This is a genomic window from Streptomyces camelliae (assembly GCF_027625935.1).
In the GTDB taxonomy this organism is placed as follows: Bacteria; Actinomycetota; Actinomycetes; order Streptomycetales; family Streptomycetaceae; genus Streptomyces; species Streptomyces camelliae.
In genome coordinates this window covers 7,622,967-7,635,471 of the sequence record NZ_CP115300.1, presented here as the reverse complement: position 1 = coordinate 7,635,471, position 12,505 = coordinate 7,622,967, and the positions used below count along the sequence as shown (strand labels likewise).

The following is a 12,505-nucleotide window of genomic DNA, read 5'->3' as shown; positions in this document are numbered from 1 at the left end:
CTACTGCTCCTGCTTCGCGGTGCTGGTGATCGACGACGTGACCTGCTGCGGGGACTTGGAGCCGGCGATCAGCCCGGCCACGCTGTCGTTGACCTGCTGGCCGAGCGCGGGCGCGTAGGCCTGGTCGAGGTAGAGCTGGAAGCCCGTCGCGCCCTTCAACTGGGCTTGCACGGCCTTGATGTTGGGGTCGGTCAGGGCGCTCTCCGCCGCCGGTACGACGGGCAGGGTCTTGGTCTTCTGCACCAGTTCCCGGTCGGTGGTCTCGGAGGCGAAGAACTTCAGGAAGTCCACGGCCGCCTGCGGGGCGCCCTTGCGCAGGGCGTGGCCGCCGCCTCCGCCGAAGACCTCGGTGATCTTGCCGGCGCCGCCCTCGACCTCGGGGAACGGGAAGAAGCCGAGGTTCGCGCCGAGCCCCTTGCCCGCGTCCGCCTCCACGACGGGCGCCCACTGGCCCATGAGCTCCATCGCCGCCTTGCCGTTGCCGACGGCCGCGGCCTGCCCGGTCGGAGTGGAGTAGGCAGCCCCGAGGAACCCCTTCTGGAAGGGCTGGAGGTCCACGAGGTCCTTCAGGTGCTGCCCGGCCTGCACGAACCCGGCGTCACTGAAGTCCTTCTTGTCGTCGGCCTTCTGCAGGGCGTCGACCCCGGCGGTGCGCATCGCGAGGTACGCCCAGTAGTACATGCCGGTCCAGCTCTCCTTGCCGGCCAGCGCGAGCGGGGTGATCCCGGCGGACTTCAGCTTCTTCACGGCGTCCAGGAAGGCGCTCCAGGTGGCCGGGGGCTCGCTGATCCCGGCCTGCTTGAAGAGCGCCTTGTTGTACCAGAAGCCGATCATGCCGATGTCGAACGGGACGCCGTACAGCTTGCCGTCGATGAGGTACGGCTGCTTGGCGACCGACAGCAGTCCGTCGGCCCACGGCTTGGTGCGGTCGGTGAGGTCCTCGACCAGTCCCGCTTCGACCTGCTGCTTCAGCACGCCGCCGCCCCAGGTGTGGAAGATGTCGGGCAGCTTCCCGGAGGCGATGAGCGCGGTCATCTTCGACTTGTAGGCGTCGTTCTCCAGCTGGACGATCTTGATCTTCACCTTGGGGTTCTGGGCCTCGAACTTCTTGGCCAGGCCGGCCCAGACGGTCTTGGTGGGCTCGGTGGTCGAGATGTTCCACCACTCGATCGTGGTCGTCCCCGAGGACGACCCTCCGTTTGAGTCGCCGCCGCAGCCGCTGAGCGCGGTCACCCCGAGACCGGCGGCGACAGAGGCCGCCAGGAAGCCGCGGCGGGACAGTGCAGGGTCGCCCATCTTGCGCTCCTTCGAAACTTTCGGAGTTGCTGTGGAGAGGGTCCCGACTGAGAATGCGGGGGCCACCGAAGGGCCGCCGGACCGTTCACCGCATCCCGTTGGGCCGAAACATTCGAGCAAAATCCCGAACGTTCCGAACCGCGACTCTAGAAAGGGGCGTGAGGAGCGTCAAGGTGTCGTGCACGGCCACTTGGGTCGACCGACACCTGCCGGTGAGTCCGGCCGGTCGGACGGTCCCTTCGGAAGTTTCGACGGCGAAGGCGACGGTGTCGGGGTCGGCCGCGCGGAGGTATACGGCCAAGGGTTGCCGGCGGCAGCCGACGAAGGTGCGGCCGGGCCGGTCGAGGCTGTCCCCGGTTCCGGACAGCCGGCCGGGCGGTGGGGTGGGAGACCAGCAGCGCTCGGGCCTGCGCCACGGAGAGATGCGGTGCGGCGCGAGCACCGGGGCGGTGAAGTCGTCGCGCACCGGCGGCTGTTCGCGGGGCACCCAGGCGGCACCACCCACCGACTGCCGGCGGCCGCCTGGACCACGTCGGCGTGGCCGTGCAACGGATCGGAAGGCCGGTGCCGCGATGGCGCGGCACCGGCCTGCCGGGGGCCGGTCCCCGGGGCCGCGCGGCGAGGGGGCCGCGCTGCCGGGGACCCTGTGGCCGAGCGGGCCGGCCTCGGCGAGCAAGGTCCCTGAACCCGTGCCGCACCACATCGGCAGCGACCCCTCCCACAGGGGGCGTCAACCGGCCCGGCCGGTCGCGGACGTCGCCGATCTGCCGCCAGTGCACCAGGTCCCGGCTGCGGAACAGCGGGACGGGGTCGTCGCAGGTCCGCACGGCTCGCCCCCACTCCGCACGAAAGTTTCGGCCGTGGCGCCGAATCTTAGTGGCGGACGGGCTTATCGACCCGGGTGCGCACCGGGAGGGCCGTCCGCCCGGCTGGTCGAATCGCCCGCGCGGGAGTGGGATGGAAGGAGACGGCAAAGGCCTTGCAGGCGGGCACGTCCGCACGTCACCCCGGCGGCGCCCGCCAGGACGCGAGGATCGGTGGAGCGATGTCCGGTTACGACGCCTCGGCGGCGCGGGTGGTGGTCGGTGTGAGCGGCTCCCTGGGCAGCGTCACGGCCCTGCGGCGGGCCACCACGCTGGCCCGCCGGCTGGGAGCCGAGCTGTGGGTGGTGCTGGCCTGGGAGCCGCCGGGCGGTGACGCCGCCGCGCGCCGCTCCCCCGCCGGCGGCCTGCCGGCCGACGAGTGGCAGCGGCTGGCCCGGCAGCGGCTGGCCGCGGTGCTCGACGAGATCTTCGACGGGAACAGTCCGGGGGTGCCGATGTGCGGGGTCGTCGTCCGTGGCGCCCCGGGCCCCGCGCTGGTGGCGACCGCGGACCGGGAGGACGACGTCCTGGTCGTGGGCGCGGGGCGGCGCGGGCTGCACCGCGCCTTCTCCGGCCGGGTCTCCCGGCACTGCGTGGCCCACGCGGTCTGCCCGGTCCTCGCCGTACCCCCGTCCCCGCTCGAATCCGAGCTGGTGTCCGTCCACCGGCGGAACACATGGCATCTGCGCCTGGACCTCCGGCGGCTGTGAGTGGTCACACACCGTGGTCGAGCACCGTGCCACCGGGCTGCCCGCCGGACACAGCACCGGCATCAAGGAACCGCCCCGTCCCCGTCAGAAACGCCGTCAGGACACCACGCCGGATGGCCCGGCCGGACCGATCACATGCACACGGCCATTATGTTTGTGTCCCAGGCCACAGCCCACGGCCTCCGCCTCTTGATGCGGTGTGATCACCGGCGGGTCATTCTTAACGCAAGCTTGACGCCCGCCGAGCCGAGATCCATGGGCCCAGACATCACTCTCCGCATACGCTGGTGCGGCCGTCCGCGTGATGGCCGGAAAGAGCTGAGCCGCACACAGGAGCACGCCGATGGCGACGACCGAACACCCTCCTTCCAGTCGTTTGCGCGCCTGGATGCTGGAGGGGCTGTCCGACATGGGCAGGCACGGCGGTCACACGGGCCCCCATGCCGAGCCGGAGCCCCCGCACAAGGGCCAGCGCTGGTACCGCGTGATGTGCCTGACCGGCGTCGACTACTTCTCGACCCTCGGCTACCAGCCGGGCATCGCGGCGCTCGCGGCCGGCCTGCTCTCCCCCATCGCCACCCTCGTCCTCGTCCTCGTCACCCTGGCCGGCGCCCTCCCGGTGTACCGCCGGGTGGCGGAGGAGAGCCCGCACGGCGAGGGCTCCATCGCGATGCTGGAACGGCTGCTGTCCTTCTGGAAGGGCAAGCTGTTCGTCCTGACGCTGCTGGGCTTCGCCGCCACGGACTTCCTGATCACCATCACCCTGTCGGCCGCCGACGCCTCCACCCACCTCATCGAGAACCCGCACCTGACGAGCGCCCTGCACGGTCAGCAGATGGTGATCACCCTGCTGCTGGTCGCGCTGCTGGGCGCGGTGTTCCTCAAGGGCTTCCTGGAGGCGATCGGCGTCGCGGTCGCCCTGGTGGTGGTCTATCTCGCCCTGAACGCCGTGGTCGTGGTGGTCGGCATGTACCACGTGCTCACCGCCGGGCATGTCGTCACCGACTGGGCCAGCGCCCTGACCACCCAGCACGGCAACATCTTCGCCATGGTCGGTGTGTCCCTGCTGGTCTTCCCGAAGCTCGCCCTCGGTCTGTCCGGCTTCGAGACCGGCGTCGCGGTCATGCCGCATGTCCAGGGCGACCCGGACGACACCGAGGAGAACCCCAAGGGCCGGATCCGGGACACCAAGAAGCTGCTCACGGCCGCGGCGCTGATCATGAGCGTCTTCCTGATCGCCACCAGCTTCATCACCACGGTCCTGATCCCGGCGGACGAGTTCAAGACCGGCGGCCAGGCCAACGGCCGCGCGCTCGCCTTCCTCGCCCACGAGTACCTCGGCGGCGCCTTCGGCACGGTCTACGACCTCTCCACCATCGCCATCCTGTGGTTCGCCGGCGCCTCCGCCATGGCCGGCCTGCTCAACCTCATGCCGCGCTACCTGCCCCGCTACGGCATGGCCCCGCACTGGGCCCGCGCCGTACGCCCGATGGTGATCGTCTTCACCCTGGTCGCCTTCCTGGTCACCTACCTCTTCGACGCCAACGTCGACGCACAGGGCGGCGCCTACGCCACCGGTGTGCTGGTCCTGATGTCCTCCGCGGCGATCGCCGTGACCATCGCCGCCCGCCGGGCCGCGCAGCGCGGCTGGACCATCGGCTTCGCGGTCGTCTCGGCCGTCCTGCTCTACGTCACCGTCGCGAACGTCATCGAGCGCCCCGACGGTGTGAAGATCGGTGCCTGCTTCATCGCCGGCATCATCCTGGTCTCGCTGCTGTCCCGGCTGGCCCGCGCCTTCGAGCTGCGCGTCACCAGCGTGGAGTTCGATCCGCTGGCGGAACGATTCATCCGGGACATGGCCAGCCGCAAGATGCGGTTCATCGCCAACGAGCCCGGCCACCGCGACAAGGCCGAGTACCGCGACAAGGTCGAGCAGATCCGTGCGGACAACGACTTCACGGAGCACGAGGACTTCGTCTTCGTCGAGGTCACGGTCACCGACCCGTCCGAGTTCGAGGCGGGGCTGACCGTACGCGGAGAGGTGCTGCACGACCGCTACCGGGTGCTGACCCTGGAGTCCGCGTCCATCCCGAACGCCCTGGCCGCGCTCCTCCTCCACGCCCGGGAGATGACAGGCTGCACCCCGCACATCTACTTCGAGTGGACCGAGGGCAACCCCTTCGCCAACTTCCTGCGCTTCTTCCTCTTCGGCCAGGGCGAGGTCGCCCCGGTCACCCGAGAGGTCCTGCGCGAGGCGGAGCCGAACCGGGCCCGCCGGCCTCGGGTGCACACCGGCTGAGGCCGGCCAGGGCTCGACGAGGGTGAGCCGCACGGTCGCGGCGGGGCCGGCCTACCTGCCGAACCAGCGCCGGGGCGGCCGCACCTCCAGTTTCCCCATGCTGAGCTGCCCCCGTATCTCCACCCGGAGCACGGCCGGCGCCCCGGGATCACGGGGCGACCGCACCCTGGTCCTGCCGTAGCCCATCGCCAGGGAGTCGGCGTTCACGAGCACGCCGGGCCGGGTGATCAGACGCAGGGTGCCGCCGCACATGTCCAGGTCGATGTCGAGCGTGTCGTGCGTGATCACGGCGTCGGAGAAGTCCAGGGTCACGTTTCCCCACCCGGACTCGATCTCCAGCCTGCGCGGTACGGCCCAGCGGCCCTCGCGCGTCGCCGAGGCGTACTGCTGCTCGATCCGGACGATGTCCTTCGCCGGTGCCGTGCCGGCCTCTTCCGGCAGGTCGGCGGTGAGCGCCGCGAGCTCGCCCAGCGTGCGCGCGGACAGCGCGGCCGCCACCCGCTCGTCCAGCTCCTCGGCCGTGAACCGGCCGTCTGCGGCGGCGCCCGTCAGCACGTCCACCGCCCGGTCGCGGTCCGCGTGCGAGGCGCGCAGCCCCGATGATGTTTCCGTGGGCAGCAGTTCGGCCGCCATACCCTCACCCCGATCCAGAATGCCCCCGAGGGGAGCCACCGTCCCCACTAACGCTATATCGCGTTATACCCAACGGCCAACCCCACGGCCGCGGTTCCCGGCGCGGGGCCCTATCGTGACCGGCATGCAGTCCTACACGATCGGCCAGGCGGCACGGCTGCTCGGCGTGAGCCCGGACACCGCCCGCCGCTGGGCCGACGCGGGCCGGATGGCCACCCATCGCGACGAGGCCGGGCGACGGCTCATCGACGGCAGGGATCTCGCCGCGTTCTCGGTCGAACTGGCCAGGACGGCCGGCGGGGAGGAGGACGCCTCCTACACCTCCGTCCGCAATGCCTTCCCCGGCATCGTCACCGCGATCAAGCTCGGCGACGTCGCCGCCCAGGTCGAGATCCAGGCGGGCCCGCACCGGCTGGTGTCCCTGCTGACCCGCGAGGCCGTCGAGGAACTGGGCCTGGAGGTCGGCATGGAGGCCACCGCGCGCGTGAAGTCCACGAACGTGCACATCGACCGCGTGTGAGCCCCCGGCTTCACCGGCACAGCAGCGCCGCCCACAGATCGAGCCGGTCCCGCAGCCGGGACAGGTCACGGCCCGTCAGGCGCTCGATCCGCTCCACCCGGTAGTGGACGGTGTTCACGTGCAGATGCAGCGCCTGTGCCGTACGCGCCCAGGAGCCGTCGCAGGCGAGGAATGTCTCCAGCGTGCCCAGCAGGGCGGCGATGGAGGGCCGCCCGGTCTCCAGCAGCGGACCGAGGACCGTACGGGCATAAGCGGTGCGGACCTCGGCCGGTACGCCGGTGAGCAGCGCGTCGAGGGTGGTGAGGGAGCCGGCGTCGGTGAGCCGGGAGGCGTCGGGGACGGTGGTCCGGGCCGAGGTGAGGGCGTAGCGCGCCTGCGCGAGCGCCCCGGCGAGCTCCCCGGGCCCCGCCGCGGGCGCACCGGTGCCGCCGTGCAGCAGGACCCCGGGCGCGCAGTCGGCGACCAGTGGCCACACCTCCTCCGCCCAGCCGCCCGGCACGCCGGACAGCACCGCGAAGGCGGACCCGTCCGGCAACCGCCCCACGGCCACCGCACCCCCGGCCCCACGCTCCCCACCGGCCACCACCACACCGTGGGCACGCCCAGCCGCCACAACACCACCGTCGGCACGCCCAGCCACCACACCACCGTCGGCGCGCCCAGCCGCCGCCAAGTCACCGGCAGCTCGCCTGGCCATCAGCACACCAGCCTCGGCTCGCCCGGCTCCCACCACACCGCCCTCGGCACGCGCGCCAGCCGCCCCAGCAGCAGCCTTCGCGTGCGTGGCCGCCCCAGCACCGCCGACAGCGCCCGCACCGCCCTCACCGGCACCACCGGCAGCCCAGGCCCCGCTGACACCACCGGCACCACCGGCAGCCCGCGCCCTGCCAGCACCACCGGCAGCCCCGACCCCGCCGACACCACCAGCACCACCGGCAGCCCCAACACCGCCTACACCACCGCCCCCCACCACATGCCCCGCCAGCTCGCTCAACGCCCCCTCGGCGAGCAGGCCTTCGTCCAGGTCCGGCTGCCGCGTGGCGGCGTCGGCGACGAGCACCTGGTACGGCCCCGTCTCCGGCAGCCCGCACCGCCGTAGCACGGCCTCCACCGTGCCGTCCTCGCGGGCGTCCGGAGCGGCCAGCAGGGCGCCGAGTTCATCCGTCGCGCGAAGCCCGGCCGAGGGGCGCCGGGCGGCGGCCTCCTGACAGTGGGCCAGCACGGCGGCGACCTCGTGCAGCATGCGCGGCGGGGCGCAGTCGGGGTCGGGCACGTACAGCACCCAGCGCTCGTACGGCGAGACCCCGCTCGCGTCCACGGAGGCGGTCAACCCGGCACCGTCCGCCACGAGCGCGACCGCCTCCCGCGCCGGCACCCGCGGTGCGCCCTCGGTGGCCGCGACCGTACGACCCGAGGCCGTGAAGACATACGCGGTGCTACCGCCGAGGTGGGCGAAGGCCTCCGCGAGGACGGCATCCGGCCCGGCCTCCCGGGCGAGCAGCCGGCTCAGCCGCACCCGCGCGTTCTCCGGCAGCGCGTGATGCCGGCTCAAGCCTCCCCACTGCCGCAGATACACGGTGTCGGTGATCGACCGGAACATGATGTGCGCCGGCACCCCGGCCACCGGCACGCCGTGGCGCACGCACGCCTGGATCAGGTCGTCCGGCACACTCCCGTGGGTCTCCTCGCCCGCGAGCAGCGCGGCGGCTCCGGCGTCCCTCAGGGCCGAGACGAACCGCTCCGCCTTGCCGTAACCGCCGTCGGGCGACCACCACACCAGCCCGCTCAGCACCACCTCGCCGGGCCGCACGAATCGGGCCGGGTCCTCCAGGTCAGTGACGGTCACTCCGCTGATTTCGCGCCGCAACAGCGCGTCCTCGGCCCACAGCAGGCGCAGCCCGAGGGAGGCGTCCCCCAGGAGGTGTTCGACGTGCATGCGCTGGCTCCTCGTACAGCCGCTGAAGGGCGAGCGAACTCCCCGGCATCTCGCATTCACCAGGCAAGTTCGAGAGAAAGCATCGTAAATGCAAGCCTCCAACAACGGAACGCCTCTTGGTGAATCCTCCAGTGCCGGAGCCTCGGGCGTCGGTGTTTCCGTGCCCTGAACCAGTCGTTTCGGCCGGTTCCCGTTGGTTCACTTCCGGCCATGGACCTGAACACGGTGGCCGAAATACGAGACGCCAGGCGGCCCGCACCCTGGCGGCCGGGAGACGCCTGGCTCGGCGGCGGGACCTATCTGTTCTCCGAACCCCAGCCGCACCTGCGGCGCCTGGTGGACCTGAGCCGCATGGGCTGGACGCCCGCGCAGCGGCTCCCGGACGGCTCACTGGAGATCGCCGCCACCTGCACCGTCGCCCAGCTCTCGCGCCACGCCCGCGCTCTGCTCGCCCCGGCGGCGCCCCTGTTCGAGCAGTGCTGCCGGGCCTTCCTCGCCTCGTTCAAGATCTGGAACATGGCCACGGTCGGCGGGAACCTGTGCAACGGCCTGCCCGCCGGCCCGATGATCTCCCTCACGGCCGCGCTCGACGGCACCTGTCTGCTCATCGCCCAGGACGGTTCCCTGCGCCGGGTCAAGGTCGCCGACTTCATCACCGGAGCGGGCCGCAAGGACCTTGCCGAGGGTGAACTGCTGCGCTCGGTCACCCTGCCCGCCCGCGCCCTGGCCTGCCGAACGGCGTTCCGGCAGGTCTCCCTGTACGGCCTGGGCCGCTCGGCCGCCCTCGTCATCGGCACCCTCGACCCGGTCGACCACTCGCTCACCGTCACTGTCACCGCCGCCACCGTCCGCCCGGTGCGGCTGTGGTTCCCGCTGCCGCCGACGGCCGACGCGGTGCGGACGGCGATCGAGGGAGCCGTCGCGGACGGCGAGTGGTTCGACGACATCCACGGACTGCCCGAGTGGCGCCGGCACATGGCACTGCGGCTGGCGGAGGAGATCCGCCGTGAACTGACGGAGGAGGAGCGGCGATGAGGGTCGAGGTCAACGGACGGTCCCACGAGGAGGAGCCCCGCCCCGGCCAGTGCCTGCGCACCTATCTGCGCGAACGCGGCTGGTTCGGGGTGAAGAAGGGCTGCGACGCGGGCGACTGCGCCGCCTGCACGGTCCACGTCGACGGCGAGCCCGTGCACAGCTGTCTGTACCCGGCCTTCCGGGCCGACGGCCACAAGGTCACCACGGTCGAGGGCCTGGCCGCCCCGGACGGCGAACTCCACCCCGTGCAGCGCAAGTTCCTCGACGCCCAGGGCTTCCAGTGCGGCTTCTGCACGGCCGGCTTCCTGATGACCACGGCAGCCCTGAAGGAGGACCAACTCGCCGATCTGCCAAGGGCGTTCAAGGGCAACCTGTGCCGCTGCACCGGGTACCGTGCCATCGAGGACGCCGTACGCGGGGTGAAGAACGTGGAGGCGCCCGCGCCCGGCGAGTCCGTCGGCCGCAGTCTGCCCGCCCCGGCCGGACCGCAGGTCGTCACCGGCACCGCCCGCTACACCTTCGACCTCGACGTGCCCGGCCTGCTCCACATGAAGCTGCTGCGCTCGCCGCACGCCCACGCCCGCATCCTCGCCGTCGACACCTCCGCCGCCCTGCGCGTCCCCGGTGTCCAGGCGGTGTTCACACACCGGGACGCCCCGGAACGGCACTTCTCCACCGCTCGCCACGAACACCCCGAGGAGGACCCGGACGACACCCGGGTCCTGGACGACACGGTCCGCTACATCGGCCAGCGCGTCGCCGCCGTCGTCGCCGACAGCGAGGCGGCGGCCGAGGAGGGCTGCCGGCGGATCGAGGTGACGTACGAGGTGCTGCCCGCCGTCCTCGACCCGGAGAAGGCCATGCGGCCCGGTGCTCCGGTCATCCACGCCAAGGACGCGGCGACGGCCCGCATCTCCCGCCCCGAGGCCAACGTGGTCGGCGAGGCGCACGGCGAGATCGGCGACGTGGAGGCCGGTTTCGCGACGGCGGACGTCGTCTACGAGGAGTCCTTCCGCACCCAGCGCGTGCAGCACGCGAGCCTGGAGACGCACGGCGCTCTCGCGTGGGTCGACGAGGACGGCCGGCTCACCGTCCGCACCAGCTCCCAGACTCCGTTCCTCACCCGCCGCGCCCTGTGCGCGCTGTACGACCTCCCGCACGAGCAGGTCCGGGTGGTGGCCGGCCGGGTCGGCGGGGGGTTCGGCGGCAAGCAGGAGATGCTGGTCGAGGACATCGTGGCCCTCGCCGTACTGAGACTGCGCCGCCCGGTGAAGCTGGAGTACACCCGGGCCGAGCAGTTCTACGGCGCCACCACCCGGCACCCCTTCACGATCCGGGTGAAGGCGGGCGCCCGCCGCGACGGCGCCCTCACCGCGCTCCAGCTTCGCGTCGTCGCGAACACGGGCGCATACGGCAACCACGGCCCGGCCGTGATGTTCCACAGCGTCGGTGAGTCCATGGCCGTCTACCGCGCCCCGCACAAGAAGGTCGACGCCTTCTCGGTGTACACGCACACCGTCCCGGCGGGCGCCTTCCGCGGCTACGGCCTCGGCCAGGTGCTGTTCGCGGTGGAGTCGGCGCTGGACGAGCTGGCCCGCCGACTGGGCCTGGACCCGCTGGAGTTCAAGGCGCGCAACATCATCGGCCCGGACGAGCCGATGCTCACTCCGGGCGGTCACGAGGAGGACCTGCACATCGCGAGCTACGGCCTGGACCAGTGCGTGTCGATCGTGCGCCGGGCCCAGGCGGAGCCCGTCGAAGGCGCCCCCGAAGGCTGGCTGGTCGGCGAGGGTGCCGCCCTGGCGATGATCGCGACCGGCCCACCCGGTGGCCACATCGCCGACGCCAAGGCCGCCCTTCTACCGGACGGCACCTTCGATCTGGCCGTCGGCACCGCCGAGTTCGGCAACGGCACCACCACCGTGCACCAGCAGATCGCGGCCGCTGAACTGGCCACCACCGTCGACCGGATCACCATCCGCCAGTCCGACACCGACGTCGTACGGCACGACACCGGCGCCTTCGCCTCCACGGGCACCGTCGTCGCCGGCAAGGCCACCCTGCGCGCCGCCCGCGCCCTCGCCGACCAGCTGCTGGACTTCGCGGCCGCGCAGCTCGGCGTCCCGCGTGCGGACTGCCGGCTCACGGAGGAGGCCGTCCTGCACCCGGGCGGGCGCCTGCTGCTGAAGGAGGTGTACGCCGCCTCCCGGGCCGTCGGCCTGGAGCTCACCGCCGACGGGCACTTCGGCGGCACCCCGCGCTCGGTCGCCTTCAACGCGCACTGGTTCCGGGTGGCCGTCGATCCCGGCACCGGCGAGATCCGCATCCTGCGCAGTGTGCACGCGGCCGACACGGGCAAGGTGATGAACCCGATGCAGTGCCGGGGGCAGGTCGAGGGCGGGGTCGCCCAGGCGCTCGGCGCCACCCTCTTCGAGCAGGTCCTGCTGGACGAGCGGGGTGCCGTCGACACGGCCGCCTTCCGCCGCTACCGGCTCCCGCAGTACGCCGACGTGCCGCGGACCGAGGTGCACTTCATGGAGACGGCGGACGCGATCGGCCCGCTGGGCGCCAAGTCGATGAGCGAGAGCCCCTTCAACCCGGTCGCCCCGGCCCTGGCCAACGCGCTGCGGGACGCGACGGGCGTGCGCTTCACCGAGGTGCCGCTGCTGCGTGACCGGGTGTGGCGGGAGCTGGAGCGCCACAGCGGTAGCCGCCGTCCACCCGGATCGCGGTGATCCCGCTGATGTGGCGGGCCCCGCAGCGGTCCTGTGGCAGCACCAGTTGGGGCCCGGCCGCGTCCAGCCGGGTGCCGTCGATGCTCACGCCCAGCAGGACCGGCGCGTCGGCGAAGTCCGGGTCGATCTCGGCCCAGGACAGCAGCGCGTGGTGGCCGTCGGCGCCGTTGACGGCGATGAGGAAGCGCAGCCGGTCCTTGCGCCGGGCGGGGTCGAAGTCCGGGCCGGCGCCGGCGAGGACGTCGTACAGGCGCGGTCCGGTGAAGCGGTGGTGCTGGATGCCGCTGGTGGCGCAGTCGAAGCTGACGTCCACCTGGTGCTGCGGCAGGCGCCGCAGCTCCGGGACGGTCAGCCGGGCGGGCCGGGCCAGATCGCCGGTCAGGGTGAGTTGCGCGAGCGTCATGCGACCACCTCCCGCAGGACGGTACCCCCGCGGGTGCGCCGTACAAACGCACATGCAAGCTACAAGTCACAAGTT

9 protein-coding genes are annotated in these 12,505 nt (G+C 72.2%); 5 read left to right on the top strand and 4 right to left on the bottom strand.

Features of this window, described 5'->3' with window-relative positions:
- The gene (locus tag O1G22_RS34975) at window positions 1-1,296 is read right to left on the bottom strand and encodes an extracellular solute-binding protein (RefSeq protein WP_270084950.1); all 1,296 of its coding nucleotides are present in this window, start codon (window positions 1,294-1,296) and stop codon (window positions 1-3) included.
- 1,045 nt (window positions 1,297-2,341) lie between these two features.
- Between O1G22_RS34975 and O1G22_RS34970 the strand changes: the two genes are divergently transcribed.
- Together O1G22_RS34970 and O1G22_RS34965 are read left to right on the top strand one after the other, a co-directional pair.
- Window positions 2,342-2,869 carry a universal stress protein gene (locus O1G22_RS34970; RefSeq protein WP_270084949.1) on the top strand — a complete coding sequence of 176 codons (528 nt, stop codon included), beginning with the start codon at window positions 2,342-2,344 and terminating at the stop codon, window positions 2,867-2,869.
- A 343-nt stretch (window positions 2,870-3,212) separates the two neighbouring features.
- Window positions 3,213-5,168, top strand: a complete 1,956-nt coding sequence (locus tag O1G22_RS34965; RefSeq protein WP_270084948.1) for an APC family permease — start codon at window positions 3,213-3,215, stop codon at window positions 5,166-5,168.
- A gap of 51 nt (window positions 5,169-5,219) precedes the next feature.
- Here the strand turns inward: O1G22_RS34965 and O1G22_RS34960 are convergent, their stop codons facing one another.
- A complete protein-coding gene (locus O1G22_RS34960; RefSeq protein ID WP_270084947.1) occupies window positions 5,220-5,801 on the bottom strand; it encodes a DUF1707 SHOCT-like domain-containing protein in 582 nt (193 codons plus the stop codon).
- Window positions 5,802-5,925: 124 nt separating this feature from the next.
- Between O1G22_RS34960 and O1G22_RS34955 the strand changes: the two genes are divergently transcribed.
- Window positions 5,926-6,321 (top strand): TOBE domain-containing protein, encoded by a 396-nt coding sequence (locus O1G22_RS34955; RefSeq protein WP_225102364.1) that lies wholly within the window; start codon window positions 5,926-5,928, stop codon window positions 6,319-6,321.
- Window positions 6,322-6,331: 10 nt separating this feature from the next.
- Here O1G22_RS34955 and O1G22_RS34950 read toward each other — a convergent pair whose 3' ends face one another.
- Complete coding sequence (locus O1G22_RS34950) at window positions 6,332-8,257, bottom strand: helix-turn-helix domain-containing protein (protein WP_270084946.1); 1,926 nt, start codon at window positions 8,255-8,257, stop codon at window positions 6,332-6,334.
- A 210-nt stretch (window positions 8,258-8,467) separates the two neighbouring features.
- Here O1G22_RS34950 and O1G22_RS34945 point away from each other — a divergent pair, with 210 nt between their 5' ends.
- Both O1G22_RS34945 and O1G22_RS34940 read left to right on the top strand, forming a co-directional pair.
- Window positions 8,468-9,292, top strand: a complete 825-nt coding sequence (locus O1G22_RS34945) for an FAD binding domain-containing protein (protein WP_270084945.1) — start codon at window positions 8,468-8,470, stop codon at window positions 9,290-9,292.
- Window positions 9,289-12,027, top strand: a complete 2,739-nt coding sequence (locus tag O1G22_RS34940) for a molybdopterin-dependent oxidoreductase (protein WP_270084944.1) — start codon at window positions 9,289-9,291, stop codon at window positions 12,025-12,027. Before O1G22_RS34945 ends, O1G22_RS34940 begins: the two co-directional genes overlap by 4 nt.
- Here O1G22_RS34940 and O1G22_RS34935 read toward each other — a convergent pair.
- Window positions 11,942-12,430, bottom strand: a complete 489-nt coding sequence (locus O1G22_RS34935; RefSeq protein ID WP_270084943.1) for a molybdopterin-dependent oxidoreductase — start codon at window positions 12,428-12,430, stop codon at window positions 11,942-11,944. The genes O1G22_RS34940 and O1G22_RS34935 overlap by 86 nt on opposite strands.
- Window positions 12,431-12,505: the final 75 nt, after the last annotated feature.

What these genes read in the sequence shown, in the direction of transcription:
- O1G22_RS34975 (WP_270084950.1), bottom strand. Translation starts at nt 1,296, where the DNA reads ATGGGCGACCCTGCACTGTCCCGCCGCGGCTTCCTGGCGGCCTCTGTC.
- O1G22_RS34970 (WP_270084949.1), top strand. Translation starts at nt 2,342, where the DNA reads ATGTCCGGTTACGACGCCTCGGCGGCGCGGGTGGTGGTCGGTGTGAGC.
- O1G22_RS34965 (WP_270084948.1), top strand. Translation starts at nt 3,213, where the DNA reads ATGGCGACGACCGAACACCCTCCTTCCAGTCGTTTGCGCGCCTGGATG.
- O1G22_RS34960 (WP_270084947.1), bottom strand. Translation starts at nt 5,801, where the DNA reads ATGGCGGCCGAACTGCTGCCCACGGAAACATCATCGGGGCTGCGCGCC.
- O1G22_RS34955 (WP_225102364.1), top strand. Translation starts at nt 5,926, where the DNA reads ATGCAGTCCTACACGATCGGCCAGGCGGCACGGCTGCTCGGCGTGAGC.
- O1G22_RS34950 (WP_270084946.1), bottom strand. Translation starts at nt 8,257, where the DNA reads ATGCACGTCGAACACCTCCTGGGGGACGCCTCCCTCGGGCTGCGCCTG.
- O1G22_RS34945 (WP_270084945.1), top strand. Translation starts at nt 8,468, where the DNA reads ATGGACCTGAACACGGTGGCCGAAATACGAGACGCCAGGCGGCCCGCA.
- O1G22_RS34940 (WP_270084944.1), top strand. Translation starts at nt 9,289, where the DNA reads ATGAGGGTCGAGGTCAACGGACGGTCCCACGAGGAGGAGCCCCGCCCC.
- O1G22_RS34935 (WP_270084943.1), bottom strand. Translation starts at nt 12,430, where the DNA reads ATGACGCTCGCGCAACTCACCCTGACCGGCGATCTGGCCCGGCCCGCC.